Annotated in this window: 22 protein-coding genes and 1 pseudogene; 9 read left to right on the top strand and 14 right to left on the bottom strand. The window is 71.0% G+C overall.

Annotated features, from left to right (window positions below; genetic code table 11):
- Position 1 precedes the first annotated feature (1 nt).
- Positions 2 to 706: a succinate dehydrogenase gene (locus OG766_RS32140; protein WP_266385603.1), complete on the bottom strand. Its 705-nt coding sequence runs from the start codon at positions 704 to 706 to the stop codon at positions 2 to 4.
- A 72-nt stretch (positions 707 to 778) separates the two neighbouring features.
- Here OG766_RS32140 and OG766_RS32135 point away from each other — a divergent pair, with 72 nt between their 5' ends.
- The gene (locus OG766_RS32135) at positions 779 to 1675 is read left to right on the top strand and encodes a LysR family transcriptional regulator (protein WP_266385606.1); all 897 of its coding nucleotides are present in this window, start codon (positions 779 to 781) and stop codon (positions 1673 to 1675) included.
- A gap of 340 nt (positions 1676 to 2015) precedes the next feature.
- Here OG766_RS32135 and OG766_RS32130 read toward each other — a convergent pair whose 3' ends face one another.
- The 3 genes from OG766_RS32130 to OG766_RS32120 all read right to left on the bottom strand — a co-directional run bounded on the left by OG766_RS32130 (position 2016) and on the right by OG766_RS32120 (position 6208).
- Positions 2016 to 4202 (bottom strand): putative bifunctional diguanylate cyclase/phosphodiesterase, encoded by a 2187-nt coding sequence (locus OG766_RS32130; RefSeq protein WP_266385609.1) that lies wholly within the window; start codon positions 4200 to 4202, stop codon positions 2016 to 2018.
- Complete coding sequence (locus tag OG766_RS32125; RefSeq protein ID WP_266385613.1) at positions 4202 to 5011, bottom strand: SAM-dependent methyltransferase; 810 nt, start codon at positions 5009 to 5011, stop codon at positions 4202 to 4204. Before OG766_RS32125 ends, OG766_RS32130 begins: the two co-directional genes overlap by 1 nt.
- Before the next feature lie 237 nt (positions 5012 to 5248).
- Positions 5249 to 6208, bottom strand: coding sequence for an SCO0930 family lipoprotein (locus OG766_RS32120; protein WP_266385616.1), 960 nt, complete (start codon positions 6206 to 6208; stop codon positions 5249 to 5251).
- Between the two features lie 751 nt (positions 6209 to 6959).
- Between OG766_RS32120 and OG766_RS32115 the strand changes: the two genes are divergently transcribed.
- Both OG766_RS32115 and OG766_RS32110 read left to right on the top strand, forming a co-directional pair.
- Entirely contained in the window at positions 6960 to 7724 is a 765-nt protein-coding gene (locus tag OG766_RS32115; RefSeq protein ID WP_266385618.1) for a bestrophin-like domain, read from the top strand.
- 190 nt (positions 7725 to 7914) lie between these two features.
- Positions 7915 to 8472 carry a hypothetical protein gene (locus OG766_RS32110; protein ID WP_266385621.1) on the top strand — a complete coding sequence of 186 codons (558 nt, stop codon included), beginning with the start codon at positions 7915 to 7917 and terminating at the stop codon, positions 8470 to 8472.
- A 125-nt stretch (positions 8473 to 8597) separates the two neighbouring features.
- Here OG766_RS32110 and OG766_RS36790 read toward each other — a convergent pair.
- A pseudogene (locus OG766_RS36790) lies at positions 8598 to 8861 on the bottom strand (hypothetical protein); the annotation flags it as partial.
- 1291 nt (positions 8862 to 10152) lie between these two features.
- Between OG766_RS36790 and OG766_RS32100 the strand changes: the two are divergent.
- A complete protein-coding gene (locus OG766_RS32100) occupies positions 10153 to 10815 on the top strand; it encodes a class F sortase (RefSeq protein WP_266385627.1) in 663 nt (220 codons plus the stop codon).
- A gap of 113 nt (positions 10816 to 10928) precedes the next feature.
- On the opposite strand, the gene OG766_RS32095 is transcribed toward OG766_RS32100, so the two are convergent.
- Both OG766_RS32095 and lysX read right to left on the bottom strand, forming a co-directional pair.
- Positions 10929 to 11783 (bottom strand): polysaccharide deacetylase family protein, encoded by an 855-nt coding sequence (locus OG766_RS32095; RefSeq protein WP_328726930.1) that lies wholly within the window; start codon positions 11781 to 11783, stop codon positions 10929 to 10931.
- Positions 11784 to 11875: 92 nt separating this feature from the next.
- On the bottom strand, positions 11876 to 15184 hold the full coding sequence (gene lysX / locus OG766_RS32090) for a bifunctional lysylphosphatidylglycerol synthetase/lysine--tRNA ligase LysX (RefSeq protein ID WP_266385632.1): 3309 nt from the start codon (positions 15182 to 15184) through the stop codon (positions 11876 to 11878).
- 60 nt (positions 15185 to 15244) lie between these two features.
- Between lysX and OG766_RS32085 the strand changes: the two genes are divergently transcribed.
- The 4 genes from OG766_RS32085 to OG766_RS32070 all read left to right on the top strand — a co-directional run bounded on the left by OG766_RS32085 (position 15245) and on the right by OG766_RS32070 (position 18763).
- On the top strand, positions 15245 to 15703 hold the full coding sequence (locus OG766_RS32085; protein WP_266385634.1) for a universal stress protein: 459 nt from the start codon (positions 15245 to 15247) through the stop codon (positions 15701 to 15703).
- 110 nt (positions 15704 to 15813) lie between these two features.
- Positions 15814 to 17244, top strand: a complete 1431-nt coding sequence (locus tag OG766_RS32080) for an amino acid permease (RefSeq protein WP_266385637.1) — start codon at positions 15814 to 15816, stop codon at positions 17242 to 17244.
- A 191-nt stretch (positions 17245 to 17435) separates the two neighbouring features.
- Positions 17436 to 17978, top strand: a complete 543-nt coding sequence (locus OG766_RS32075) for a sigma-70 family RNA polymerase sigma factor (protein ID WP_266385640.1) — start codon at positions 17436 to 17438, stop codon at positions 17976 to 17978.
- Between the two features lie 263 nt (positions 17979 to 18241).
- A complete protein-coding gene (locus OG766_RS32070; protein WP_266385644.1) occupies positions 18242 to 18763 on the top strand; it encodes a hypothetical protein in 522 nt (173 codons plus the stop codon).
- 57 nt (positions 18764 to 18820) lie between these two features.
- On the opposite strand, the gene OG766_RS32065 is transcribed toward OG766_RS32070, so the two are convergent.
- The 6 genes from OG766_RS32065 to OG766_RS32040 form a co-directional block, all read right to left on the bottom strand.
- The gene (locus OG766_RS32065) at positions 18821 to 20032 is read right to left on the bottom strand and encodes a sensor histidine kinase (protein ID WP_328726929.1); all 1212 of its coding nucleotides are present in this window, start codon (positions 20030 to 20032) and stop codon (positions 18821 to 18823) included.
- Complete coding sequence (locus OG766_RS32060; RefSeq protein WP_328726928.1) at positions 20029 to 21765, bottom strand: sodium/solute symporter; 1737 nt, start codon at positions 21763 to 21765, stop codon at positions 20029 to 20031. Before OG766_RS32060 ends, OG766_RS32065 begins: the two co-directional genes overlap by 4 nt.
- A gap of 22 nt (positions 21766 to 21787) precedes the next feature.
- Positions 21788 to 22168, bottom strand: a complete 381-nt coding sequence (locus tag OG766_RS32055; RefSeq protein WP_266385653.1) for a hypothetical protein — start codon at positions 22166 to 22168, stop codon at positions 21788 to 21790.
- A gap of 96 nt (positions 22169 to 22264) precedes the next feature.
- A complete protein-coding gene (locus tag OG766_RS32050) occupies positions 22265 to 22534 on the bottom strand; it encodes a hypothetical protein (RefSeq protein WP_266385656.1) in 270 nt (89 codons plus the stop codon).
- A 131-nt stretch (positions 22535 to 22665) separates the two neighbouring features.
- Positions 22666 to 23514, bottom strand: a complete 849-nt coding sequence (locus OG766_RS32045; RefSeq protein ID WP_328726927.1) for a LytR/AlgR family response regulator transcription factor — start codon at positions 23512 to 23514, stop codon at positions 22666 to 22668.
- A 33-nt stretch (positions 23515 to 23547) separates the two neighbouring features.
- Complete coding sequence (locus OG766_RS32040) at positions 23548 to 23796, bottom strand: zf-HC2 domain-containing protein (protein WP_266385661.1); 249 nt, start codon at positions 23794 to 23796, stop codon at positions 23548 to 23550.
- Positions 23797 to 24011: 215 nt separating this feature from the next.
- Between OG766_RS32040 and OG766_RS32035 the strand changes: the two genes are divergently transcribed.
- Complete coding sequence (locus OG766_RS32035) at positions 24012 to 24695, top strand: zf-HC2 domain-containing protein (RefSeq protein ID WP_266385664.1); 684 nt, start codon at positions 24012 to 24014, stop codon at positions 24693 to 24695.
- Positions 24696 to 24717: 22 nt separating this feature from the next.
- Here the strand turns inward: OG766_RS32035 and OG766_RS32030 are convergent, their stop codons facing one another.
- Positions 24718 to 25581: an Fpg/Nei family DNA glycosylase gene (locus tag OG766_RS32030; RefSeq protein ID WP_266385667.1), complete on the bottom strand. Its 864-nt coding sequence runs from the start codon at positions 25579 to 25581 to the stop codon at positions 24718 to 24720.
- Positions 25582 to 25678 lie beyond the last annotated feature (97 nt).

The raw sequence follows: 25678 nt of genomic DNA, 5'->3' as shown, positions 1-25678 counted from the left end.
GTCACTTCACCATTCCGGTCATGACGGCGACGGGCACCGCGATGAAACCCAGCGTCAGTACCAGCGCGAGGGCGTTGGCGGTGGTCTTGAGGGCGCGCTCGCGCCGTGCGTTGCCCGCGCCGAGGGTCTGGGCGGCGCTCCAGAAGCCGTGGCGGATGTGCAGGCCGAGGGCGAGCATCGCGGTGAGGTAGATGGCGTTGCCGTAGGGGGTGGAGAAGGTCGCGACGACGTTCTCGTACGGCCGGCCGTGCTGGGCGTTCTCGTTGACGGTGAGCGTGGTCAGGTCCAGCAGGTGCCAGACGATGAACAGCCCGAGGATGATGCCGCCCCAGCGCATGGTGCGGGTGGCGTAGCTCGCGCGGCGCCGCTTGTGGACGTAGGCGGCGGGGCGCGCCCTGATGTCGCGGCGGCTGAGCTGGTACGCCGACACCGCGTGCAGTACGACGGCGGCGAGCAGCACGACGCGGAAGATCCAGAGGGCCCACTCGTAGTGGAGGAAGGGCTCTCCGAGGGTCCGGAGCCAGTGGGCGTAGCCGTTGAATTCGTCGGAGCCGAAGAAGATCTTGAGGTTGCCCAGCATGTGGACGACCAGGTAGCCGAGCATGATCAGGCCGGTCACGGCCATGACCGTTTTCTTGCCGACGGTCGATCCCCACAGGGTGCGGGTCATGGACGGTCGTCGGTCCGTCCGCGTTGCCAGAGCCATGGACCAGACGCTAGGGCCGGTAGTGGCGACAGGTCCAAGACATGGTCCGGCTCATATCGATAGGCTGTGCCTATGCAGTTCCAGCAGCTCGTGTACTTCGTGGCCGTGGCCGAGACCCTGCACTTCACGCAGGCCGCGGAGCGGGTGCACGTCTCGCAGCCGTCGCTGTCGCAGCAGATCAGGGCGCTGGAGAAGGAGCTGGGGGCGGAGCTGTTCAGCCGGGCGCGCGGCAATGTCGCGCTCACGGACGCCGGCGAGACCCTGCTGCCGCTGGCCCGGCGGATCCTCGCGGACGCGGACACGGCCAGGCACGAGGTGCAGGAGCTGGCGCAGCTGCGGCGCGGGCGGATCAGGCTCGGAGCGACGCCGAGCGTGTGCACGGGGCTGCTGCCCGACGTGCTGCGCGCGTTCCATGATCTGCACCCCGGGATCGAGCTGCTGATCGAGGAGAGCGGCTCGCACGATCTCGTACGGGAGCTCGCGCGCGGCGCGCTCGACCTGGCGCTGGTGGTGCTGCCGCTGCCGACGCCGTCGCCGGCGCTGACGACGGTGGAACTGCTTCAGGAGGACCTGGTCGTCGTCTCGTCGGCGGCCGCGCCCGCGCCGCGCCGGCCGGTGCGGATCGCGGACCTGGAAGGCGAGCCGCTGGTGATGTTCCGCCACGGGTACGACCTGCGGGACCTGACGGTGGCGGCGTGCCGGGCGGCGGGGTTCGAGCCGGCCTTCACCGTGGAGGGCGGTGAGATGGACGCGGTGCTGGGGTTCGTGCGGGCGGGGCTGGGGCTGGCGGTGGTACCGCGCATGGTGGCGGCGCGGGCGGGCCGCGACCTGCGCGTGACGGCCTTGGCGCGGCCGGGGCTGCGGCGCACGATCGCGCTGGCACACCGCAGTGACGTCGCGCCCCCGCGCGCGGCACGCGAACTCCAGCGGATGCTGCTGCGCACCCGCACGCCGGCCCCGGACGCCTGACGAACGCGTACGGGGCCGGCCCTCGGGCCCCCGCGCTCGCACGCGAGCGCCGCCAGGGCCGGCCACGGCCGGGGGCCGGACGCAGGCCGGGCGAGCCGCTGACCCGCCCGGGGCCGGAGCATCGATCGTCCCCACGCCCGGAGGGCTAGGGGGTGTCCGGTGGGTCAGGCCGGATCAGTGAGCGGCGTCATGCGGCTTCGGATCCAAGGCGGAGGAGGAAGACAACGCGGTGGGGGTACCTCCCGTGCCCGGAGGGCTACGGGGGAGTTGGCGCCCGACGACAACGCCGGAGACGGAGTCGCATGACGCCGCGAGCCCAGCAAGACCCACCGGACACCCCCTACACCGCGTCCGCCAGGGACAGGGTGTGAAGGCGGTCCGGCGGGCCAGGGCGGGCGTAGTACCAGCCCTGGGCCGTGTCGCAGCCCAGTTCACGGAGCTGCTCCGCCTGCACGCCGGTCTCCACGCCCTCCACCGTCACGGCCAGTTCCAGGCTGTGTGCCAGCGAGACGATCCCCTCGACGATCTTCAGATCGACCGGATCCGCCGGATGCCGTTGCATGCCCTGGGTGAAGGAGCGGTCCAGCTTGAGCACGCTGACCGGCAGCCGCCGCAGATTGGCGAGGTTCGAGTAGCCCGTGCCGAAGTCGTCGAGCGCTATGTCGACGCCCATCTCGGCGAGTTGCCGCAGCGGCTTGAGCAGATCCTCGTCCGCGCCGATCAGCGCCGACTCGGTGACCTCCAGGCACAGCGCCCCGGGTGCGAGGCCCGAGCGCTCCAGGACATCGACCGTGTCGGCGACGAGACCGGGATGGTGCAGCTGGGTCGGCGACAGGTTGACGTTGATCCGCAGCGGCCGCGCGGCGGCCCCGTGCTCCCCCTGCCCGCCGAGGCTCGCCTGCTCGTGCCAGAACCGGGCCTGCCCTACGGCCTCCTGGAGCACCCAGCGGCCCAACGGCACGATCAGCCCGGTGTGTTCGGCGAGCGGGATGAAGTGGTCGGGCCCGAGGACGCCGTGCTGCGGATGGGACCAGCGCACCAGCGCCTCCGCGCCGTACACGGTGCCGTCGCCGAGATGCACCAACGGCTGGTACTCGATGAAGAACTCGCCGCGCTCCAGCGCTGCCGGCAGCGCCGTGGTCAGCCCGTGCCGGGTGATCGCGCGGGCGTCCGCCTCGGGGTCTGCGAGCTCGAACCGGTTGCCGCCCGCCGACTTGGCCCGGTACATCGTGATGTCGGCGCTCCGCAGCACCTCGGCGGAGGTCCGCTCGCCCGCGGGTCCCTCGACGATCCCGATGCTGCCGCGGACCCTGATCTCCCGCCCGTCGAGCGTGATCGGCGCGGCCAGTACGGTGAGGATCCTGGTGGCGAGGTCACGGACCGCGCGCTGGGTGTCCCGGCCGGTGGTCAGGGCCACGAACTCGTCGCCGCCGAGCCTCGCCACCATCTCGACGGGTGCCGTGGCACAGCTCTGCAGCCGGTCGGCGACCTCGACGAGCAGCCGGTCGCCCGCCGAGTGGCCGAGGCTGTCGTTGATGGCCTTGAAGCCGTCGAGATCGAGGTAGCAGAGTCCGAAGCGCGCCCCGTCGGCCGCGGCCAGGGCCTTCTCCAGCCGCTCGAAGAAGAGGGTGCGGTTGGGCAGACCGGTGAGGGCGTCGTGCGTCGCCTCGTACCGGAGCCGGAGGTTGAGCAGCCGCCGCTCGGTGGTGTCCTCCATCAACGCCAGCTGGTACTGCGGCAGACCTTCCGCGTCCCGCAGCAGCGAGACGGTGAGATTGGTCCACAGCACCGTGCCGTCGTTGCGGAAGAACGGCTTCTCCACCCGGTAGTGCTCGCGTTCGCCGCGTACGAGCTCGTCGTACATGTTCCAGGTCTGCGGCCGGTCCTCCGGGTGTGCCCACTCGTTGACCTTGCGGCCGCGCACATGGTGCTCCAGCCCGCCGAACATCCGGGTCAGGGTGTCGTTGACCTCCAGCACGTTGCCGTCGAGGTCGGCGATGCCGATGCCGATGGCCGCTCCCTCGAACACCGCGCGGAAGCGGGTCTCGGTGGCGTGCAGGGCGTCCATGGCGTCGCTGCGCGCCGCCAGCGCCGAACGGGCGATGGCCTCCTGCTCGGTGAGGGTACGCTCCCGCAGCGCCTGGGCGTAGCCGGCGGCGAGGGCGTGCTGCAGCCGGGCGCAGCGGGCGCGGCTGTCCTCGGCCGGCTCCTGGTCGGCCCCGCAGTACAGGACCAGATACGCGTCGACGACGCCGAGCGTACGACTGAGGGAGTCCGGATCCGTGCAGTGGGCGTCGACGAGGGCGGCTCCGACCCGCTGGGCGGCGACGGGGTCGAACGGACGCGCGTGCAGCGCCTCGTTCAACTCCCGTGCCAGTGGCAGGAGATGCTGTTCGAACTCGGGGCGGGTCAGCGACGTGGCCGTCACCGGGAAGATCGCCCGGCTCCAGATCGTCGCGAACCGCCGGAGTCTGTCCTCCGGATCGTCCGGGTCCGCCGCGGAACCCGCTGCCTGCGACGGCGACATCACGCCTTGCGCCCCACCCCTGCGAAACCGGAGAACGCGAACGGGTCCTCCTCGGCCGGGGCGTCGGGCCGCCAGTCGGGCATCGACACCAGCCCCGGGTCGACGAGTTCGAACCCGTCGAGGAAGCGCGCGATCTCCTCGCGGGAGCGCATGACGAGCGGGTTGCGGATGTCCCGGTAGACGCCGACGGCGCCGCCCGCCTGCTCCTTGGGGAGCGGAATGCCCTCGTACGAGGCGTGGGTGACGACGAGGAGGCTGCCGGGCGCGAGCGCGTCCCTCAGTTCGGCGACGGAGCGCATCGGGTCGTCGGCGTCCTCCAGGAAGTGGAGCACGGCGACGAGCAGCAGGGCCACGGGCTGTTCGAGGTCGAGCAGCCGGCCGGCCTCGGCACTCCCGAGGATCTCGGCCGGTTTGCGCAGGTCGGCCTGGACGATGCCGGCCCGCTCGTTGCCGTCGAGCACGGCCTGGCTGTGGGCGACGGCGACCGGGTCGTGGTCGACGTACACCACGCGGGCCTCCGGTTCGGCTTTCTGCGCGACCTCGTGCACATTGCCGAACGTCGGTATGCCCGAACCTATATCGAGGAACTGGGTGACTCCCTCACCGACGGCGTAGTGTACGGCTCGGCGCATGAAAGCCCGGTTCGCCTGCATGATCTTGGGGAGGCCCGGCAGGAACTGCATGGCCTTGCGGGCGGCTTCACGGTCGACCTCGAAGTTGTGCGAGCCGCCCAGGTAGTAGTCGTAAATGCGGGACACGCTCGGCACCGAAATGTCGATGCCCGGCGGGGCCCAGGCGGGACGCTCCATTGATGTCTCCAACAAGTCGCCACGGGGGATACGGCCTGCTTCGCGGCCGGTGTTCGAGCCGAGGCTACTGATCGCCCGCCAAGAGAGCGAGCAGAAACGGAAATTAACGATCCGTTCTTGGTCACACGCCACCGGCACGTGCGCCCTCGGACCATGGGCGAACAACGGCAAACAGCCGACCCGCCGGCACGCGGGGGCGTGACGGCGGGCCGGTGGCCGGAGGCGCTGCGTGGGGACCTATTTGGGCGCTCCGACCGGCTTACCCTGGGGTGATACGGCGAACCAGGTGCCGCCCACGCCCTGCCCGTTGGTGTCGCCGGGCTTCTTGTCGCCGGAGAAGGTGTAGATCGGCCAGCAGTCGATGGTCTGCTGCTTGATGCCGTCGGGGCGGTCGAAGGTGACGAAGCCCTTCTTGAGGATGCCCTCGGTGTCGTTCTTGTCGACGGGCTCGACGACCGGCCACTTCGTCAGGCAGGACCCGGTGCAGGCCGTCTTCATCGGCCAGGCCGAGTCCTTCATGAAGCGGTAGACGGTCATTCCGTTCTTGTCGACGACGACTTCGCCGAGCTTGGGGTCCTTGCGGACGGAAAGACCCGCGAGATCGGCGGCTTCGCCGCCCTCCTCCGCCGCACCGCCTCCGCCGAGCGCGGCCTTCTTGCCGTCGGGGGCCGAGGCGAACCAGGTGCCGCCCACGCCCTGGCCGTTGGCGTCGCCGGGCTTGGTGTCCTTCGCATAGCGGTACATCGGCCAGCCGCCGATGGTCAGCTGCTTCGTGCCGTCGGCGCGGGTGACCTCGCCGATCATCGAGGTGTCCGTGCCGGGGGCGGGAGTGACATCACCGGCGGCCACCACGGGCCAGGCCTTCGCGCAGTCGCCGTTGCAGTTCGACTTCGGCGGAGTGGCGGTGTCCTTGTCGAAGCGGTAGAGCGTGAACCCCTCGCTGTCGGTGAGCACCTTGCCGAGCTTCTTGCTGTCCCAGACGGCGAGCTGTCCCGCCGTCTTGGGGTTGGCGGCGGCGTCGGCGCCGGAGCCGTACCCGGCCCCGTAGCCGCTGTCGGCCGCGGGCTGTCCGGCCGGGTTGACCGCGCCCACCGCCTGGCCGTTGGTCTCCGTTCCCTTTTCCTGACCGCACGCCGTCGTCAGCGCGAGTACGGCCGCCGCGGTGACCGCGAGCGAGGCGTTCCGCCAGGTGTTCATGTCAACTCCCGTAATCCCCGGTGTCTGTTGTGGCGCCTGGGGTGCGCCCGTTCATGGCCCTAGGTACGGGCGGGAGGGCACCGAGTGTTCAACGGCCGGCGGAAAATTTCCCCGGGGCCGCAAACCCGATCCGCCGACAACCCCTCCATCAGGCGAATCACCACCCGTTCGGGCGTGCCGGCCACCTTCGTGGATCATGCTCACCGGCGTGTACGGATCGCTCGTCGGACGGCTGCTTTCAGCCGCCGCACTCGCCTGGCTGCTGACGGCTCCACTGCCCGCCGCGGCCGACTCCTGCTCGTATGCCTCGATCGGTCCGGGCGGGCCCGGTTCCGCCGTCGCGGTCGCGGGCAGCGCCCACTGCGTGGCGGGGCCATCGCCCGTTCCGGAGCCACCTCCTCCGCCGCCGGCCCCGGCGCCACCGCCACCGGAACCCCCGCCTCCACCGCCTCCGCCTCCACCGCCTCCACCGCCTCCACCGCCCCCACCGCCCGAGCCGCCCGCGCCCCCGCGGATCGAGCCGGCGCCCGCGCCGCCGCCTCCACCGGCACCGCCGCCGCCCGCCCCGGTCAAGGCCCGGCCGGCCCCCGCGCCACCGACCCCGGTCGCGCTCCCCCACTACCGCAGACCTCAGCGCGAGGAGCCGCGGGACGGTCCGTCACTGGTCTCGCTCACGCTCCTGGTCACCGCCCCGGCCGTGCTCGCCGCGGCCTTTCTGCGCCCCCGATCCCGCTAGTTCCCGGAGGTTTCCTTGTCGGAATGGGTCGTACTGTCGATCGCGATGGCCGCGGCGTGCGCCGTCGTCCTCACCATCACCGTCATCAACCACCGGCGGGTCGGCGAGGACGACGACCCGTCGGAGACCCCCAGCGTCATCGAGTACATGACGATGATGATCGGCGTGGTGTACGCGATCGTGCTGGGCCTGGCCATCGCGGGCGTCTGGGAGGCTCGCAGCGCGGCCCAGGAGTCGGTGCGCCACGAAGCGCAGGCGCTGCACGAGGTGAGCGCACGGGCAGAGGTCTATCCGGCCGAGGTCCGCGCCCGTATCCGTGACGACGTCGACGCCTATGTCAGCTATGCCGTGAACACCGAGTGGGACCACATGGTCGAGAAGGGACAGCTCACCGACCAGGGCACCAGACTGCTCGAGCGGGTGCGCCGGGACGTGACGCACTATGTGCCGAAGACGGACCACGAGGGGCAGGCGTACCAGCCACTGGTCGATCAGGTCGCGGCGGCCGACGACGCGCGAGGTGCCCGGGGGCAGGGCGCGGAGGCGACGATGCCCGGTGTGGTGTGGTTCGGACTCATCTCCGGCGCACTGGTGACCGTTGGCCTGATCTTCACGCTCCAGATCCGCCGGACCTTCCGCGAGTTGCTGCTGGCCGGACTCTTCAGTGCGCTGATCGCCTTTCTGCTCTTCCTGATCTGGGACTTCGACGCACCGTTCGGCAGGGGCCTCGCGGCCACCGCGGGACCCTTCACCGACCTCTTCCCGCACATCGTGAACTGAGAGCACGATCCCCGGGTGGCGCAAGCCGGGGAAGGCTCCGATGGGCCACCCGAGGGACAAGCATGACCCGTTCGCCCGTCTGAGATCGCGGGCGCAATCGTGCACTCTTAGCGTTTCGGTCATCGAGGTGCATCCCTGCCTTTGTGGAAACCCCTTCCGCAGCTGCTCCTCGGGGACCCGGAGGATTGCCATGCGCGCGATACCCGTCGCGTCCGCCGCTCTGCTGGGAGCGGCTTCACTCGCCCTGTCCGCTCCCACCGCGATGGCGGACACCGCGGGCGGCGCCGCGGGCGGCGCCCGCAAGCAGCCGTTCTCGTTCGCCGTCACTCCCTCTACCGTCGCCCCGGGCGGCTCGGTCAGACTGACCGTGTCCGGCTGCAACACCACGGCCACGGCCTCGTCGGGAGTGTTCGACACCGTCACCATCCCCCCTCGTCAGACCGGCACGGCCACGATCGACTGGGATGCCCGGCGCGGTGCCGTGTACTCGGTGCAGTTCACCTGCAACGGCCAGACCGGAACGACCGATCTGACCATCAGCGGCGGCGCCGGCGGTTCGGCCACGCCGACGATCCGGTCGACGACCACCTCGACCGTCCCCGCCCCCCAGGGCGTCAGGGGCGGCCTCGGCGGCAGCATCAGCAGGATGAACGCCGGCGAGATCGCGGCAGGTGCCGTGCTCGTCGTGGCGGCCTCGGGCGGAGTGTTCTACGTACTGCGCCGCCGCTCGGGCGGCCGGCTGCACTGACAGCTCGCAGTCTCACGGCATCCGCTCGACAGCACCTACAGCACCCCCGCAACGCCCGTCGCCCCGAGTCCTGAGCCAGGATTCGGGGCGACGGGCGGTGAAAGCCGGCCGGGAGGTTCGGCCGGTCATGCCTTTCCGCTGCTCATGCGGCGGCGCCGGAAGAGGTAGACGGCGCTGCCGACCGCCGCGGTGGCGACGAGACCGCCGCCGACGGCCATCTCGGTGCTGGAGGCCTTCTGTGAGCCACCGAGGCCACCCAGGGCGCCACGGCCCGAGAGGACGATGAAGGTCCGGGTGGCGATCCGGTTGCTGTCGTGGCACCGGACGGCCAGGTTGTACTGGCCCGGGGTCGCGCGGTCGAAGATCCGTGCCGTCGCGAGGGCGACGCCTTCACCGCGCCGGAAGTTGCCGAAGTGGTCGCGGTCGTTGCGACGGTTGTCGTTACGGCCCTCGTTACCGCGGCGGTCATTGTTGCCGCCCTGGTCACGGCGGTTGTCGTTGCGGCCGTTGTTGTTGTTCCCACCCTGATCGTTACGGCCGTTGTTGTTGTTCCCACCCTGGTCATTGCGGCCGTTGTTGTTGTTCCCACCCTGGTCATTGCGGCCGTTGTTGTTCCCACCCTGGTCATTGCGGCCGTTGTTGTTGTTCCCACCCTGGTCATTGCGGCCGTTGTTGTTGTTCCCACCCTGGTCATTGCGGCCGTTGTTGTTGTTCCCACCCTGATCGTTACGGCCGTTGTTGTTGCTCCCACCCTGATCGTTACGGCCGTTGTTGTTGTTCCCACCCTGATCGTTACGGCCGTTGTTGTTGTTCCCACCCTGATCGTTACGGCCGTTGTTGTTGTTCCCACCCTGATCGTTACGGCCGTTGTCGTTGTTCCCGACCCCGTTCCCGTTCCCGTTGCCGTTCCCGTTCCCGTTCCCGTTGCCGTTCCCGTTCCCGTTGCCGTTCCCGTTGCCGTTGCCGTTCCCGTTGCCGTTCGCGTTCGCGTTCCCGCCCTGGTCCTGGCCGAAGGCGCTTCCGTTCCCGTTCTCGTTCCCGGTGCCGTTGCCGTTTCCGGTCCCGTTTCCGGTCCCGTTCCCCGCCTCGCCCGCACCCTCCTCGCCCGCTCGCTTGCCGGGCGGGCCGTATCCCCCACGCTCTGTGGTCAGGATCGCCGCGGGGAAGGCGTTGGACGTGACGGTGCCGCCGCGGTGGCAGCCATCGACCAGGATGGTCAGGGTCGCGCCCTGGTGAACCTCGGACGGGGAGATGCGGACGTTGGTCGGACCGTTGCCACCCCCGGAGGCGGTGGCGGCGACCACGGGCGAGGGGGCGCCCATGGCCGCACACGCGGTGATCGCCACCGCGAGAGCGCGTGAAGCACGCATGGTTGAACCTCCAGCGGAGGTGCGCCCCGGAACGGCGCTCCGGAGATTTCGACGAGAACGCCCTCCATGACGAACCCTCACCGGCAGGAACATCCGACGCATTTCGGGACTCGTCCACCCCAGTGAGCGACACGCCGACGCGAAGAGCCCGGATCTGACGGAGCCGCAGGTCACAGACCATCAGAGAATTTGTATGACTGCGTACTCGTATGGGTCACCCCAAGTGGCCGTACCACCCGTTCGCCCCTCTCAGGTCGCCGGTTCCGGCAGGCGTGCTTAGCGTGCGTGCAGACGATGAGATGGGAGAACCATGGGCCGCCAGGACTACACCGGCTCGGAGTCGAGAAGACGCTCACCCTGGGGCGTTCTCGCTCTTGTCATGCTCACCGGACTCGCGTTGGTGCGGAACGGCGTCGACGTCGGCATGGGCCCGCCCCAGCCGGCTGTCGCGGCCGCGCTGGACGACATGCGGGCCAACCCGGACTCGGTCCCTCTGCCCGGCACCGTGGAGCCGCTCCCGTACGCACCCGCGTCCCGCATCGCCGTCCAGGCGATCGGTGTCGACGCCCCGATGGTCGATGTGGGGCTGGACGCGAACGGATGGATCGAGGCACCGCCCGCGCAGGACCCCAACCTCGCCGGCTGGTACCAGAACGGCATCGCACCGGGCCAGCAGGGCACCGCCGTGGTCGTCGGCCACGTCGACAACGCCGGAGGCCCTGCCGTCTTCTACGGCCTCGGCTCGCTGCAGAAGGGCCAGCACGTCGAAGTGACCCGCTTCGACGGCAGGGTGGCGGTCTTCGAGGTGTACGGCGTCGAGGTCTTCTCCAAGAACAACTTCCCGGGTGCCCGTGTCTACGGCGACACCGGCACCCCTGAACTGCGGGTGATCACCTGTGGTGGCGGCTACTCGCGAGGCACCGGCTACGACGGCAACGTCGTCGTCTTCGCCCGCATGGTCGCGTCACGCTGAGCGTCCCGTCCGCCGGCCGATCCGCCGGCCGGTCCGCAATCGGCGGGCCGGCCGGCGGCATCGTTGCGTCAGAGGCCTACGCCTCACGAGACGTTGCATCAGGGGGCGTTGTGTCAGCGAGTCGGCACCTTGATCCGGTATCCGGCCTGGAGCAGCTTCGGCAGATAGCGGCTCAGCGCGGCCACGCTCTGCGAGCGGTCGCCGCCCGCGTCGTGGGACAGGACGATGGCGCCGGGTTCCGCCCCGTCCATGACCCGGCCGACGATGCTGCCGGTGCCGGGCTCGCACCAGTCGAGGGTGTCGATCGTCCAGGCCACCGGCTCCATGCCCAGCTCGGCGCCGATCGCGAAGGAGTGCCTGTCCCAGGCCCCGTACGGCGCCCGGTACCAGAGCGGTGGAGTGCCGAGTGTCCGCTCGATGACCTCGCTGGTACGGCCGAGTTCGTCACGGACCCGGGCCGGGGCGAGCTCTGGGAGCAAGGGGTGCGACCAGGAGTGATTGCCCACCACATGCCCGTCGTCGGCCATCTCCCGCAGCAGATCCCGGTTCTGGACGGCCATTTCGCCGCACACGAAGAACATGGCCCGGACTCCGTGGAGCCGCAGCGTCTTCAGGATCTGAGGGGTCCAGCGGGGGTCGGGGCCGTCGTCGAAGGTCAGCACCATGGAGCGGCCGAGCCCGGGCATGCGCACAAATGCCTGCTGTCGTACGGGAGTCGTCCCCCTGGCCAGGCGGGCCGGGGCGAACGCCGTCATGGGCTGCAGCCGGTACGCGGACGACTTCCTCACGGTGCTCACCGTACCCGCCTGCGGTCCCCCCAACGCCGGTGCGGCGGACGGCCCGGCGGGCCCGGCGGCCGGCGAATCGAACCGTTCGTCGGCGAGCAGGGCCACGGCTGTGGCGGCCGCGACACCGGCGGCGATGCACAGCACCGACCGGCGGTTCTGCGGCATCTGATCGTTCTCCATGAGCAATGGCTGCCACGGGCGACGGTAGAGGCGCCTCAACAACACCGGTTCGGCGGTCGAATACACCCGATGGGACGATCAGTTGGCGTTGCTCAGTGGCGGCGTACCAGCGGGAACGGCAGCGTGTCGCGGATGGTCAGGCCCGTCAGGAACATCACCAGTCGGTCGACTCCGATACCGAGTCCGCCGGTCGGCGGCATCGCGTACTCCAGGGCGTCGAGGAAGTCCTCGTCGAGCTCCATGGCCTCGGGATCGCCACCGGCGGCGAGCAGCGACTGGGCGGTGAGTCGCCGCCGCTGCTCGACCGGGTCGGTCAACTCGGAGTAGGCGGTGCCCAGTTCCGTACCGAAGGCGACGAGGTCCCAGCGTTCCGCGAGGCGGGGGTCACGACGGTGCTGGCGGGTGAGCGGGGAGACGTCGGTCGGGAAGTCCTTGTAGAACGTGGGCAGCTGGGTCTTCTCCTCGACGAGCCGTTCGTACATCTCCAGTACGACGTCGCCCCGGGTGTCGTCGGGGCCGTGCGGTACTCCGGCCAGATCGCAGAGCCTGCGCAGCGCGTCGTCCTCGGTGTCGGCGTCGACGTGTTCGCCGAGCGCCTCGGACACCGCGCCGTAGAGGGTCTTGACGGGCCACGGCCCGGAGATGTCGTGGACGACGAGCTTGCCGTCGGGGCCTGCCCTGTGGGCGACGGGCGAGCCGAAGGCTGCGGTGGCGGCGCCCTGGATCAGTTCACGGGCCAGGTCGAGCATCACGTCGTAGTCGGCGAAGGCCTGGTAGGCCTCCAGCATCGTGAACTCGGGGTTGTGCTTGTAGGAGACGCCCTCGTTGCGGAAGGTGCGGCCCATCTCGAAGACCTTCTCCATACCGCCCACGCACAGCCGTTTGAGGAACAGCTCGGGCGCGATGCGCAGATAGAGGTCCATGTCGTAGGCGTTGATGTGGGTGGTGAAGGGACGGGCGTTGGCTCCTCCGTGGATCTGCTGGAGCATCGGCGTCTCGACCTCCAGGTAGCCGCGGTCGAGGAGCCCCTGGCGCAGCGCCTGGACGGCGGTGGAGCGGGCACGGACGACGCCGCGCGCGTCGGGGCTCGCGACGAGGTCGAGATAGCGGCGGCGGACCCGGGCCTCGGGGTCGGCGAGTCCTCGGCGTTTGTCGGGCAGCGGGCGCAGGCACTTGGCGGTGAGCTGCCAGGCGTCGGCGAAGACGGTGAGCTCGCCGCGGTCGCTGGCGCCGATCGCGCCGGTGGCGGTGATGTGGTCGCCGAGGTCGGCGTCGGCGGAGAACCGGTCGAGGACCTCGGGGCCCGTTCCGTCGCGGGTGAAGGCGACCTGGAGATCGCCGGACCAGTCGCGCAGGACGACGAAGACGATGCCGCCGAAGTCGCGTACGGCCATGATGCGTCCGGCGACGGTGGCCCGTTCGCCCGTGCGCGCCCCGGCCGGGACGTCGGGGTGGGCGGCGCGGACAGCGGCGAGCGTGGCGGTGCGTGCGGCGATGCCGACCGGATAGGGGTCGGTGCCTCGCTCACGCAGCCGCTCCAGCTTGCGGTGACGGATGCGCACCTGCTCGGGCAGTCTGCGCTCCCCCATCGGCCGTACGGTGTCGGGCCCGGTCAGCTCCATCGCGTCGATCGACGGAAGGCCCGCGGTGCCCGCGACGGGTCCGGCGATGCCGCGTGGCCGTCCCTTGCCCCGGCGCTTGCCCAGCCGGGGTACGGAGACGAAGCCTTCGGCGATCGCGGAGGCGAGGCCGATACGGGCGAGGGCGCCCGCGTCCTGGTAGCAGAGGAAGCGCGGGTACCAGGCGGGCCGGTACTTGACGTTGGACCGGTACAGGGCCTCCAGCTGCCACCATCTGGAGAAGAAGAGCAGCATCCTGCGCCAGAGCCGGAGCACGGGTCCCGCGCCGATCCTGGCGCCTTCCTCGAAGACCGAGCGGAACACGGCGAAGTTGAGGGAGACGCGGCGCACGCCGAGCTGCGGGGCCTGCGCGCACAGCTCGGCGACCATGAACTCCATGACTCCGTTGGGGGCGCTGTCGCGGTCGCGGCGCATCACGTCGAGGGAGATCCCGTCGCGCCCCCAGGGGACGAAGGACTGCAGGGCGACGAGCCGCTCGTCGGCGTCGAAGGCCTCGACGAGCAGGCAGTCGCCGTCCACGGGGTCGCCGAGGCGGTCCAGGGCCATGGAGAAGCCGCGTTCGGTCTCGGTGTCCCGCCAGGCGTCGGCACGGTCGACGACCTGCTTCATCTCCTCCTCGGTGAGGGAGGAGTGACGGCGGATGCGGGCGGTCGCGCCGAGCCTGCGGACCCTGCCGACGGCCTGCCGGGTGACGCGCATGTCGCGGCCGTCGAGGTCGAAGCGGTCGACGTGCAGGATCGCCTCGTCGCCGAGCTGGATGGCGCCGAGTCCGGAGCGGGCGTAGGAGCGGGCACCGTCCTCGGAGGCGCCCATCACCGCCGGCGCCCAGGCGTAGCGGCGGGCGACGTCGAGCCAGGCCTCGACGGCGGGGGTCCAGGCCTCCTTGTCACCCACGGGGTCCCCGCTGGCCAGGGCGACGCCCGCCTCGACGCGGTAGGTGACCGCGGCCTTGCCGTTCGGTGAGAAGACGACGGCCTTGTCCCGGCGGGTGGCGAAGTAGCCGAGGGAGTCCTGGGAGCCGTAGGCGCCGAGCAGGGCGCGGATGCGGGGCTCCTCGTCACCGTGCAGGGCGGCTTCCATGCGCTGGGAGCGGAAGAGCGTGCGGGCGGAGTTGAGCAGCGCCAGGGCGCCGAAGAGGCCGAGCAGGAAGAAGAGGGCTCGGGGCGGGGTGCCGTCGAACTGGGCGCTGGAGGCGAGCCCGCCGAGCACCCGGTTGGCGGACCACAGCAGCCGCTGCTCGGGGACGAGGTCGTTCGGGAAGAGCTCGACGAGCCCCCAGCCGACGAGGATGCCCGCGGCCAGTCCGAGGACAAGGACGAGGAGGGCGTGCCGCAGCGCGCCGCGCCGGGTCAGGGCGTAGAACTCCCGCCGGGCGACGACCAGCAGGGCGAGCGCGATCAGGCACAGCACGAGGTTGGGGATCCAGTCCCAGTCCCGCTGGAGGATCAGGGTCAGCGCGTCGGTGATGACGAGCAGTGCGAGATAGGTGACGACCAGCCACCAGGCGATCCTCTTCCGCGCTCCGATCGCGGCGGCCAGCAGCATCAGGAAGACGGCGTAGGCGAGGTTCGCGCTGACGGGTACGGCGACCTGGTCGAGGAAGTCGGAGACGGGGACCAGCAGCCGGCGCAGCGGTGCGATCAGCGCGATGACCGCGCAGTACACCCCGAGCAGGGCGAAGAACATCGCGAAGGCGCCGGGCACCTTGCCGAGGAATCCGCTCCGGGCCGTGGTCGCCCGCTCCGCCACGCTGACGCTCATGTTCCGCACTCTAGGGAGACCGCCGCCCCGCCGCCTGTCGGGCGGGGATAGCCTCAGGGTGTGAACGAGCAGCCCAGCGGTTTCGAGCGCGGCACCGACGGTCCGAAGGTGATCGTGGCAGGTGTGGACGGTTCCGAATCGTCGCTGCGGGCGGCGGCCTACGCGAGCGGTCTCGCCCGGCGCCAGAACGCGCTGCTCGCACTCGTGTACGTGCAGCCGGTCATGCCCGCGGGCGCCGCGCTGGGCGTTCCGGTCGTGGACGCGACCGGTGAGATCGCCGAGGGTCTGGTCGCCGAGATCCGCGCGGCGACGGAGCGGGTGCGCGGCATCTGGGACGTACGCTGGGAGTTCCACACCTTCCGTGGTGATCCGTACAGCGGGCTGGTGACGGCAGCCGACGAGCTGAAGGCGGACGCGGTGGTGGTGGGCGCGTCCGAGTCGGCGGGACACCGGTTCATCGGCTCGGTGGCGGTGCGGCTGGTGAAGGCCGGGCGCTGGCCGGTGACGGTGGTTCCGTAAGCCCCCAGGAACCCTCACCTCGCCGACACCGCATGTCGTCTTCCGCCGCTGTTCTCCCTGGGCCATCATGAGCCGCCATCGGCCGACAGCAGTCTGCGAAGAGGTGACTCATGGCAGGGCTCCGGATGGGACAGGGCGTGCTGCGCCGCAAGCCCATCGAACAGATCGAAGAAGGCGCTCCGAGCGAGCAGCTCACCAGGACACTCGGCCTCTGGCAGCTCACCGCGATCGGAGTCGGCGGCATCATCGGCGCGGGCATCTTCGCCCTCGCCGGAGCGGTCGCCAACGGTACGGCCGGTCCCGCGGTGCTCGTCTCGTTCCTCATCGCGGGCGTGGCCAGCGCGGCGGCGGCCTTCTCGTACGCCGAGTTCGCGGGCATGATCCCGAAGGCGGGGTCGGCGTACACCTACGGCTACGCGGTGCTCGGCGAGCTGGCGGGCTGGTTCATCGGCTGGGACCTGCTGCTGGAGTACACGGCGATCGTGGCGGTGGTCGCCATCGGCATCTCGGGTTACTTCGGCTTCCTCCTGGGCGCGCTGGGCGTGGACCTGCCCGCGTGGATGCTGGGCGCGCCGGGTACGGGCCCGGGGCACGAGGTCGATCTGTTCGCGATGGTCCTGTGTCTGTTCACCGCGTACCTGCTCACCCTCGGCATCAAGAACGCGGCCCGGTTCGAGACGGTCGTGGTGGTGCTGAAGGTGCTGGTCGTGCTGCTGGTGATCGCGGTCGGCTTCTTCCACATCGACACGTCCAACTACAACCCCTTCTTCCCGTACGGCGTCAGCGGGGCGTTCACGGGTGCGGCGACCGTCTTCTTCGCGGTGTTCGGCTACGACGCCATGTCGACGGCGGCCGAGGAGTCCAAGGACGCCCAGCGGCACATGCCGAAGGCGATCCTCTACTCGCTGGCGATCTCGATGGTGCTGTACGTGCTGGCCTGCCTGGTGCTGACGGGTATGCAGAACTACACGGAGATCGACCCGGAGAGCGGCTTCTCCACGGCGTTCGAGTCGGTCGGGCTGCCGGGTCTCGCGAACGTCATCGCGATCGGGGCGATCATCGGCATCCTCACGGTGATGTTCACGTTCATGCTGGGCGTGACCCGGGTGTGGTTCTCCATGAGCCGTGACGGGCTGCTGCCGCACTGGTTCGCGAAGACGCACCCGACGCGGCACGTGCCGGTGCGGGTGACGTGGATCGTCGGGGTGGCGTCGGCGCTGATCGCGGGGTTCCTGCCGATCGGCGAGGCGGCGGAACTGACGAACATCGGCATTCTGCTCGCGTTCGTCGTCGTCTGCATCGCGGTGATCGTGCTCCGCTACCGCCGGCCGGAGCTGCCGAGGTCGTTCCGCTGTCCGTGGATGCCGTTCGTGCCGGCGCTCGGCGTCGTGTTCTCGCTCTGGCTGATCACCTTCCTGGCCTGGCAGACCTGGCTCCGCTTCGCGGTCTGGCTCGTGGTCGGCCTGCTGATCTACTTCGGCTACTCGTACCGGAAGTCCAACCTGGCGAAGCAGGAGACCGGGGCGACGCCGCCGGCGTGACGGCGTGACGGCGCCGCGGCTCACGTCGGCACGACGCGCGGCCGGTGGACCGTTCGGCGCACCATTCGCCGCTCTGTGCGACCGCTCGTCGCACATCCGTGTGTGACGCCTGTCCCTTCGCGCACCGATGCGTTCGGATACGCCACGTAGGAGCGAACTCTCCGGACATGCATGCGGGAAAGGAGCCGACGATGACGACGGCGACGGCGACGACCGACGAGCGGGCCCTGGTCGAGCTGCAGCGCGAACACGGACCCGCCCTGCTGAGCTTTCTCGTCGGCCTGACGTACGGGGACCAGCAGCGCGCCGAGGACCTGCTGCAGGAGACCCTGTTGCGGGCGTGGCAGCATCCCGAGGCGTTCGACGCGCCGTACGAGTCGATGCGGCCGTGGCTGTTCACCGTCGGCCGCCGGCTCGCGATCGACGCGCGACGCTCGCGGCTGGCGCGGCCGACCGAGATCGGTGACGGCATCCTGGCCGCCACCCCGGACCCGTCCGACGTCACCGATCGCGCGGTCGCCGTGCTCGACGTCCGTGCCGCGGTCAGGTCACTGAGCCCCGAGCACCGTGCCGTGCTGGTGCAGATCTACTTCCACGGCCGCAGCGTGGCCGAGGCCGCCCAGGCACTCGGCATCCCCGCGGGCACGGTCAAGTCGCGTTCGTACTACGCGCTGCGCGCCCTGGCACGTTGTCTGCCCGGCTACAGCAGGGCTCCGCTCCCGGCCGCCGCGTGAGACGACCGCCCGCCGCCGACCACCCGCCGCCCGACCGCCCGACCACCGACCACCGACCACCGACCACAACGCGGCTCCCGGGCGGGTCACTTCAGTCCCCGCTCCCCCATGGGCACGCTGCTCTCCCTGGGGCCACGTCCGCGGGCGACCGGATTCGAAACGACCCGCTCGAGTTGAGTAAAGAGGAACCCTGACGCGTGTCTCCGGGTGGAGGCTCGTCGTCGAAACCCGTGCCAGAACACGTCAGGGAGAAGGTGGAGAGAGTGCTGCCCGAGGGTACGAACGGCACCAGCGGAGGCGGTCTTGCGGTCCCCATGGCCTGGCTGTGCGCCGAGTACACAGCCGATGAGGTCCTGCGCACCGGAGGCCTCGTGGAGCCCGGTTCGCTGGAGTACAGAGCCGGCCGGGAGACCTTGGCGCTGACGGTCTATCTGTGCGAGGCCAGCGACGGGCCGGCCGACGGGCGTGCGCCGTCCCGGCTGGACGAGTGGCTCTCCGTCACGGCGTACGGTCACCCGTGGCGGGACTGGGTACGTGAACGCATCGCCGCACGGGAGTCCTTCGAGCGGGACGTCACCGGCGCGGACCCCGATCTGGCACTGGCGCGCGATGCCTGGACGTGGCTGGAGCGGACCGAACTGCTCGCCGCCGATCTCGGCGAGGACGGCGGCCTGTGGCATCCCGCGCTCGGGCCCGACCCGGCCGCCGACGAGTCGGCGCAGGTGTGGACTCCGGCCTGGCGGCTGGGGCTTCCGCTCGGGCATCTGGCCATCCACCTCTACTGACGCCCGCCGCGGGACGCAGAACGGGGTACACCGGACGCAGCACGCGGGCCCGACGGCTCAGTGGCCGCCCGTGCTCTTGTGCACACCCGCGCGGTACTTGGGGATCCGCACCGTGATCTTCGTTCCCGCCCCGAGGCCCGTCTCGATGACCAGGCCGTGATCGTCGCCGTATACCTGCCGCAGCCGTTCGTCGACGTTGGACAGCCCGATGCCGGAGGAGCCACCCGCCTCGCCGGCGAGGATCCGGCGCAGCTCGGCGGGGTCCATGCCGACACCGTCGTCCTCGATGGTGACGACCGCCTCGGAGCCGGCGTCCTGCGCGGAGATGGAGACACGGCACGCCTGTCCGGAGTCCTCCAGCCCATGCTTGACGGCGTTCTCGACGAGCGGCTGGAGGCACAGGAACGGCAGCGCCACCGGCAGCACTTCTGGCGCGATCTGGAGGGTCACCTTGAGCCGGTCGCCGAAGCGGGCGCCGGCGAGCGCCAGATACTGCTCGATGCAGCGCAACTCGTCGGCGAGATGCGTGAAGTCGCCGTGCCGACGGAACGAGTAGCGGGTGAAGTCGGCGAACTCCAGGAGGAGTTCACGGGCCCGCTCGGGGTCGGTGCGGACGAAGGAAGCGATCGCGGCGAGCGAGTTGAAGATGAAGTGCGGCGATATCTGGGCGCGCAAGGCGCGTATCTCGGCCTCGATGAGCCGCGTGCGGGAGCGGTCGAGTTCGGCCAGTTCCAGCTGGACGGAGACCCAGCGGGCGACCTCGGTCGCCGCCCGTACGAGGACCGCCGACTCCCGGGAGCCGTAGGCGACGAGCGCGCCGAGCACGCCCTCCTCGCCGGTCAGCGGGGCGATGACGGCCCAGCGCAGCGGGCACTCCACGTCGTCGCAGCCGGTGCGGATGCTCTGGCTGCGCCCGGAGTCCAGTACCTCGGTGACGCGCAGCATCACCCGCTGCTGGTGGTGGTCGCCGCCGAGGCCGTCCCACGCGAGGACGCTCTCGCGGTCGGTGAGACACAGCGCCTCGGTGCCGAGCAGCGAGCGCAGCCGGCGGGCGGCCTTGCGGGCGGTGTCCTCGGTGAGTCCGGCGCGCAGCGGCGGTGCGGCGAGCGAGGCGGTGTGCAGGGTGTGGAAGGTGGCCCGCTCCACGGGGGTGCCGAGGTCGAGGTCGGGGCTGCCGCCGCGCCGTGCGGTGAGCCGGCCGAGCGCGAATCCGGCGGCGAGCAGCAGGGTTCCGGCGGCGCCGAGCGCGGCGAGCGCCGTCCCGGTCACCGCTGGGCTCCTTCCGTCTGGGACGGCCGCCCGACGAGGTCCTCGGGCAGATGGAGGCGCGCGAGGATGGCGGCGGCACCGGACGGTATGTGGCGCGGTGTCGCGAGCGACACCAGCACCATGGTGAGGAATCCGAGCGGCACCGACCAGACGGCGGGCCAGGCCATCAGGGTGTGCGGCCAGCCCTCGGGCGCGAGTCCGGCGCGGGTGGCCATGACGGCGGTCAGCGCGGCGCCGCCGCCGGTGAGGAGTCCGGCCGCGGCGCCGGGCGGGGTGAGCCGCCGCCACCAGATGCCGAGGACGAGCAGCGGACAGAACGAGGACGCGGAGACGGCGAAGGCGAGCCCGACGGCGTCCGCGACGGGCACGTTGGTCGCGACGACGCTCACGGCGAGCGGTACGGCCATGGCGAGGACGGTCGCGAGGCGGAAGTGCCGTACACCGCGCGCGGGCAGCACGTCCTGGGTGATGACTCCCGCCACCGACATGGTCAGCCCGGAGGCGGTGGACAGGAAGGCCGCGAAGGCACCGCCCGCGAGGAGCGCGCCGAGCAGATCGCCCGCGAGTCCGCCGACCATCCGTTCCGGCAGGACGAGCACGGCGGCGTCGGCATCGCCGGTGAGAGCGAGTTCGGGAGCGTAGATCCGGCCGAGGGCGCCGTACACGGGCGGCAGCAGATAGAACGCGCCGATCAGCCCGAGCACGACGAGGGTGGTCCGGCGTGCGGCGCGGCCGTTGGGGCTGGTGTAGAAGCGGACGGCGACGTGCGGCAGGCCCATGGTGCCGAGGAAGGTGGCGAGGATCAGCCCGTAGGTGGCGTAGAGCTGGTAGCCGTCGCGTCCGCCCGCGAGCGGCTGGGACCAGCTGGCCGGGTCGGCGCCGGTCGTGGCCCGTTCGGGTACGGCGGCCCCCTCGGGGAAGCCGAGCGTGGTGCCCGCGTCGATGCGGTGGGTGCCCTCGTCGAGGGTGAGCGGCCGGCCGTCGTGCCGGGTGCCGTCGACCGCGCCGGACACGGTGACGGTGAGCGGGGCCGTCAGCTCGATCCGTACGGTGTCGTCGATCCGGACCTCGGTGTGCTCGCGGAAGACGGTGGGCGCGTCGAAACGGGCCCTGGGCGCGTCGTCGCCGGCCCAGGCGACGGCGAGGAACAGGGCGGGCACGAGCAGCGCGGTGAGCTTCAGCCAGTACTGGAACGCCTGGACGAACGTGATGGAGCGCATCCCGCCCGCCGCCACGGCGCCCGTGACGACGACGGCGACGACGAGTCCGCCGACCCAGTCGGCCGCGCCGGTCAGGATCTCCAGGGTGAGGCCCGCGCCCTGGAGCTGCGGCAGCAGATAGAGCCAGCCGATACCGACCACGAAGAGGCTGGCGAGGCGCCGTACCGCGGACGATTCGAGCCGGGCCTCGGCGAAGTCGGAGAGCGTGTAGGCGCCCGAGCGGCGCAGCGGGGCGGCCACCAGGACCAGCAGGACGAGATAGCCGGCGGTGTAGCCGACGGGGTACCAGAGCATGTCGGGGCCCTGGAGGAGCACGAGCCCCGCGATGCCGAGGAAGGAGGCGGCGGACAGGTACTCGCCGCTGATGGCGGCGGCGTTCAGGCCCGGGTTGACGGTGCGCGAGGCGACGTAGAAGTCGGAGGTGGTGCGGGATATGCGCAGGCCGAGTGCGCCGATGAGGACGGTCATGAGGACGACGAACGTCACGGCCGTCACCGCGTAGGTCTGGTTCACCGGTCGTCCCCCACTGGCGGTCTCAGCGGCCTTCGACGAGCCCGGTGAAGTCGCGTTCGTTGCGCTCGGCCCGGCGCACGTACCAGCGCGCGATCAGCCACATCACGGGGTAGACGGCGACGCCGAGCGCGACCCAGACGAACGGCTCGGGAGAGGAGAAGGAGCCGAGCACGGCGGTGGGGAAGGCGAACAGCAGCGGGAGGGTGCCGACGAGGAGGGCGAGCATGCCCAGGGCGTACAGCGCCGCGCGCAGCTGGCTGCGCATCAGGGAGCGGACGTACACGGTGCCGAGCGGGGTCTGCTCGCTGATCTCGGAGCGGGCGGGGGCGTGGCCGGGGCGGCGGCGGGCGCCGCGGGGCACTCCCGTGACGACTTCACGGCGGGGTGGCTGTGCTGCAGACATCGGTGTCCGCTCCCGGCGTCTCGTTCGTACAGGGATCCGAGGAGTCTACGCAGGGAGGATCGGGGAGGGTAGGCGCACGACGGTCTCGTCCCGGTCTCATCGGCCGTGCTCGCGGGAGCAGTCCGCGAGGGCGATCTCCAGTTCGACGTACGACTCCTCGGCGCGGCGGAACGCGAACTCCAGGGCGGCTTCCGCGCGCGGTCCGACCAGCCCCTGCGTGGACTCCTGGATCTCGTAGAGCACGTCGGCCCAGCGGCCGGCCGCGCTCTTGGCCTTGGTGAGGAGCTCCGCGATCTCGCCCGGTCCGGCACCGCGGATCGCCTCCAGACCACGGAGTTCGCGGAGCAGCGCTTCGATATCGGACATCCGGCCGCCCCTTCTCGCTTCCCGATCAAGGGTAGGCAGGGGTGGCGGGTCCTCGCGGACCTGCCGGGGCACCCGTCGCCGTACGGTCCGCCCCGGGCGGTGAACGGTGCGCCGCGCGCGCCCAACGGCGGTCAGCGTCGGGCGTGCCGCATCAGCAGGTCGCGCAGCTCGCGTGCGTGGCGGCGGCTGACGGCGAGCTCCGCCGTGCCGATCCGTACGGTCGTGGCGCCCGCGTCCAGACGGAGCTCGTCGATGCGGCCGAGCGCGACGAGATGGCTGCGGTGTATGCGGACGAACCCCCGGGACGCCCAGCGTTCCTCCAGTGTGGACAGCGGGATCCGTACGAGGTGGCTGCCGTCCGCGGTGTGCAGGCGGGCGTAGTCGCCCTGGGCCTCGACGTACGTGATGTCGTCGATGGCCACGAAGCGGGTGACACCGCCGAGTTCCACCGGGATCTGGTCGGGGGCTCCCCGGTGTACGGCCGGCACCGTCGCACCGTGCGGCGCCTGGGCCGAGGCGGCTGCGGTCGCGGTCGCGGTCGCGGTCGTGGTCGCGGGTGAGGACACGGGCTGCCGCGGTTCGCGCGCCGACTCGACCAGCTCGCTGACCCGGCGTACCGCCTCGGCGAGCCGCTCCCTGCGCACGGGCTTCAGAACGTAGTCGACGGCCTTCAGATCGAACGCCTGCACGGCGAAGCCCTCATGGGCGGTGACGAACACGATCAGCGGCGGGCTGGCGAAGCCGGCGAGCAGCCTGGCGACATCGAGCCCGGTGAGCCCGGCCATGTGGATGTCGAGGAACACGACGTCGATGCCGTCCGCGTCGTCGGGTCCGGCGTCGAGGGCGCGGCCGATGCGGCGCAGCGCCTCGGTGGCGTCGGTGGCCCCGTCGGCGCTGTGCACACGCGGGTCGGAGCGCAGCAGATAGAGCAGTTCACCGAGAGCCGGTTTCTCGTCGTCGACCGCCAGTACGCGCAGCATGCAGCGGATTTTAGGCGCGCGGGAAGCCGGGGACTACGGGGTGGTGCCCCCGCCGGGCCGGCCGGACCCGCCGGGTCCGCCGAGGAGGTCCAGGAGATCGTCCTCGGAGAGCGTCGCCAGCAGCGCCTGGGCATCGGCCATGTCCAGATACGTGATCCGGCATGTGCCGCAGTGAGCGAGATGCCCGGCCACTCGGGCCTCCTCCGCGGGGGCGAGCGCACCGAGCACATACGCGCCGAGCAGCACGTCCACGTGGGGACTGACGGAAGGGGGCCCGGTCATGCGGATCCCGCTCCTCGATTCTTCACCATTTACACACCTGTTCCACGAGCCTTCTCCACACTCTCTCACGCCGGTTGCGCTCTGTGTGACCGGAGCGCACTTTCCGCCTCCGCCGGTGAGCACGGCACGGTTCCGCTGCGTACTCCTGGTCGAGACCACACGGTGCGTACGACGCGTATGGACCGTTCGTAGCCGACGAGCCGAAGGATTGGTCCATGAATCTGCGGGAGCAGCACCGGGATGTGGCCGCCTACGCGCTGGGCGTCCTCGGCCCCGCGGACGCCTTCCGCTTTGAGGAGCATCTGTCGGAGTGTGTGCTGTGCGCGGTGCAGTTGTCCGACTTCACGCCGATCGCCTCGGCGCTGAGCGATCTGAGCGGGCCCGGCCGGCCCGAGCAGCCTCCGGCGCCGCGGCTGCTGGAACGCCTGCTCCACGAGGTCGCGTTGCGACGCCGGAACAGTTCGCGCCGCAGGCTGCGGCTGGTCGCCGCGGCGGCCGCGCTGATCGTGGCGCTGCCCGCCGTCGCCGCGGGCCTCGCGGGGGGCCGCACGGCCGGCGGTAAGGGTGGCCCCGACGAGCGGATCGCCGCGACCGACTCCGCGACCGGTGTCTACGGGGCGGTCGATCTGCGCTCGGCGGACTGGGGCACGTCCGTCGCGCTGCGCATGGCCAGACTGCCCGGTCCGCGGACGTGCGTCCTCGTCGCGGTCGGCAAGGACGGCAAGGAACACACGGTCACCACCTGGTCGGTGCCGAGCCGTGGTTACGGCATCCCCGGCTCGCCCGAGGCGGCGGAACCGCTGGATGTCGAGGTGGGTACGGCGCTGCGGCGCGAGGAGATCGGCCGCTTCGAGGTCCGCACCGTGCGCGGCGAGCATCTGGTGTCCCTGGCCCGTTGAGCACCATCGCCCACCGAAGCCTCTACTTGAGCAGCTTGGACATCCGCCGGTCCGCGAGCGGCTTGCCGCCGGTCTGACAGGTCGGGCAGTACTGCAACGAGGAGTCGTGGAAGGAGACTTCGCGGATGGTGTCGCCGCACACCGGGCAGGCCTCGCCGGTGCGGCCGTGCACCCGCAGTCCGCTCTTCTTCTCGGCCTTCAGCCGGCCGGCGGCCAGCCCGTGCGAGCGCTCGACGGCGTCCGTGAGCGTCGTGCGCAGCGCCTCGTACAGAGTCGTGATCTCGTCCTCGTCCAGTTTCGCGGCGAGTTTGTACGGCGACATCCGCGCGGCGTGCAGGATCTCGTCGCTGTAGGCGTTGCCGATCCCCGCGATGAGGCTCTGGTCGCGCAGCGCGCCCTTGATCTGGCGGCGCTCGCCGGCGAGCAGCGCGGCGAACGCGTCCCGGTCGAATCCGTCGCCGAACGGATCGGGGCCGAGCCGGGCGATGCCGGGCACATCGGCGGGGTCGCGTACGAGATGGACGGCGAGCCGCTTGGTGGTGCCGGCCTCCGTGAGGTCGAAGCCGTCGCCGCCGGTGAGCGCGGTGCGCAGGGCGAGCGGGCCCTTGCCGGGGCGGGGCACTCCGGACGGCAGGACGTCCTTCCACTGCAGCCAGCCCGCGCGGGCGAGGTGGAAGACGAGATGCGGCCCGGCTCCGGTGGAGATGTCCAGGAACTTGCCGTGCCGGTGCACGGCGGTGACCTCGCCGCCCTCGACGGCGGTGAGCGGCGGGTCGTACGTCTTGAGCACACTGATCGCCACGGGGAACACCTTGGCGATCTCCTTGCCGACCAGGTTCTCGTCGAGGAACTCTCTGAGAGCTTCGACCTCGGGCAGTTCGGGCATGCCACCAGCGTGCCGCACGGCGCCGCGTGAGGCGAGCGCCCCGGCCCGTTTCCGAGGGCTCAGCCCCGGGTGCGGAGGTCCCGGCAGACCAGCTCCA

Source organism: Streptomyces sp. NBC_00259 (genome assembly GCF_036181745.1).
GTDB lineage: Bacteria > Actinomycetota > Actinomycetes > Streptomycetales > Streptomycetaceae > Streptomyces > Streptomyces pratisoli.
This window is presented reverse-complemented; position numbering and strand designations above follow the sequence as displayed.

What these genes read in the sequence shown, in the direction of transcription:
- OG766_RS32140 (WP_266385603.1), bottom strand. Translation starts at nt 706, where the DNA reads ATGGCTCTGGCAACGCGGACGGACCGACGACCGTCCATGACCCGCACC.
- OG766_RS32135 (WP_266385606.1), top strand. Translation starts at nt 779, where the DNA reads ATGCAGTTCCAGCAGCTCGTGTACTTCGTGGCCGTGGCCGAGACCCTG.
- OG766_RS32130 (WP_266385609.1), bottom strand. Translation starts at nt 4,202, where the DNA reads ATGTCGCCGTCGCAGGCAGCGGGTTCCGCGGCGGACCCGGACGATCCG.
- OG766_RS32125 (WP_266385613.1), bottom strand. Translation starts at nt 5,011, where the DNA reads ATGGAGCGTCCCGCCTGGGCCCCGCCGGGCATCGACATTTCGGTGCCG.
- OG766_RS32120 (WP_266385616.1), bottom strand. Translation starts at nt 6,208, where the DNA reads ATGAACACCTGGCGGAACGCCTCGCTCGCGGTCACCGCGGCGGCCGTA.
- OG766_RS32110 (WP_266385621.1), top strand. Translation starts at nt 7,915, where the DNA reads ATGCGCGCGATACCCGTCGCGTCCGCCGCTCTGCTGGGAGCGGCTTCA.
- OG766_RS32100 (WP_266385627.1), top strand. Translation starts at nt 10,153, where the DNA reads ATGGGCCGCCAGGACTACACCGGCTCGGAGTCGAGAAGACGCTCACCC.
- OG766_RS32095 (WP_328726930.1), bottom strand. Translation starts at nt 11,783, where the DNA reads ATGGAGAACGATCAGATGCCGCAGAACCGCCGGTCGGTGCTGTGCATC.
- lysX (WP_266385632.1), bottom strand. Translation starts at nt 15,184, where the DNA reads ATGAGCGTCAGCGTGGCGGAGCGGGCGACCACGGCCCGGAGCGGATTC.
- OG766_RS32080 (WP_266385637.1), top strand. Translation starts at nt 15,814, where the DNA reads ATGGCAGGGCTCCGGATGGGACAGGGCGTGCTGCGCCGCAAGCCCATC.
- OG766_RS32075 (WP_266385640.1), top strand. Translation starts at nt 17,436, where the DNA reads ATGACGACGGCGACGGCGACGACCGACGAGCGGGCCCTGGTCGAGCTG.
- OG766_RS32055 (WP_266385653.1), bottom strand. Translation starts at nt 22,168, where the DNA reads ATGTCTGCAGCACAGCCACCCCGCCGTGAAGTCGTCACGGGAGTGCCC.
- OG766_RS32050 (WP_266385656.1), bottom strand. Translation starts at nt 22,534, where the DNA reads ATGTCCGATATCGAAGCGCTGCTCCGCGAACTCCGTGGTCTGGAGGCG.
- OG766_RS32045 (WP_328726927.1), bottom strand. Translation starts at nt 23,514, where the DNA reads ATGCTGCGCGTACTGGCGGTCGACGACGAGAAACCGGCTCTCGGTGAA.
- OG766_RS32040 (WP_266385661.1), bottom strand. Translation starts at nt 23,796, where the DNA reads ATGACCGGGCCCCCTTCCGTCAGTCCCCACGTGGACGTGCTGCTCGGC.
- OG766_RS32035 (WP_266385664.1), top strand. Translation starts at nt 24,012, where the DNA reads ATGAATCTGCGGGAGCAGCACCGGGATGTGGCCGCCTACGCGCTGGGC.
- OG766_RS32030 (WP_266385667.1), bottom strand. Translation starts at nt 25,581, where the DNA reads ATGCCCGAACTGCCCGAGGTCGAAGCTCTCAGAGAGTTCCTCGACGAG.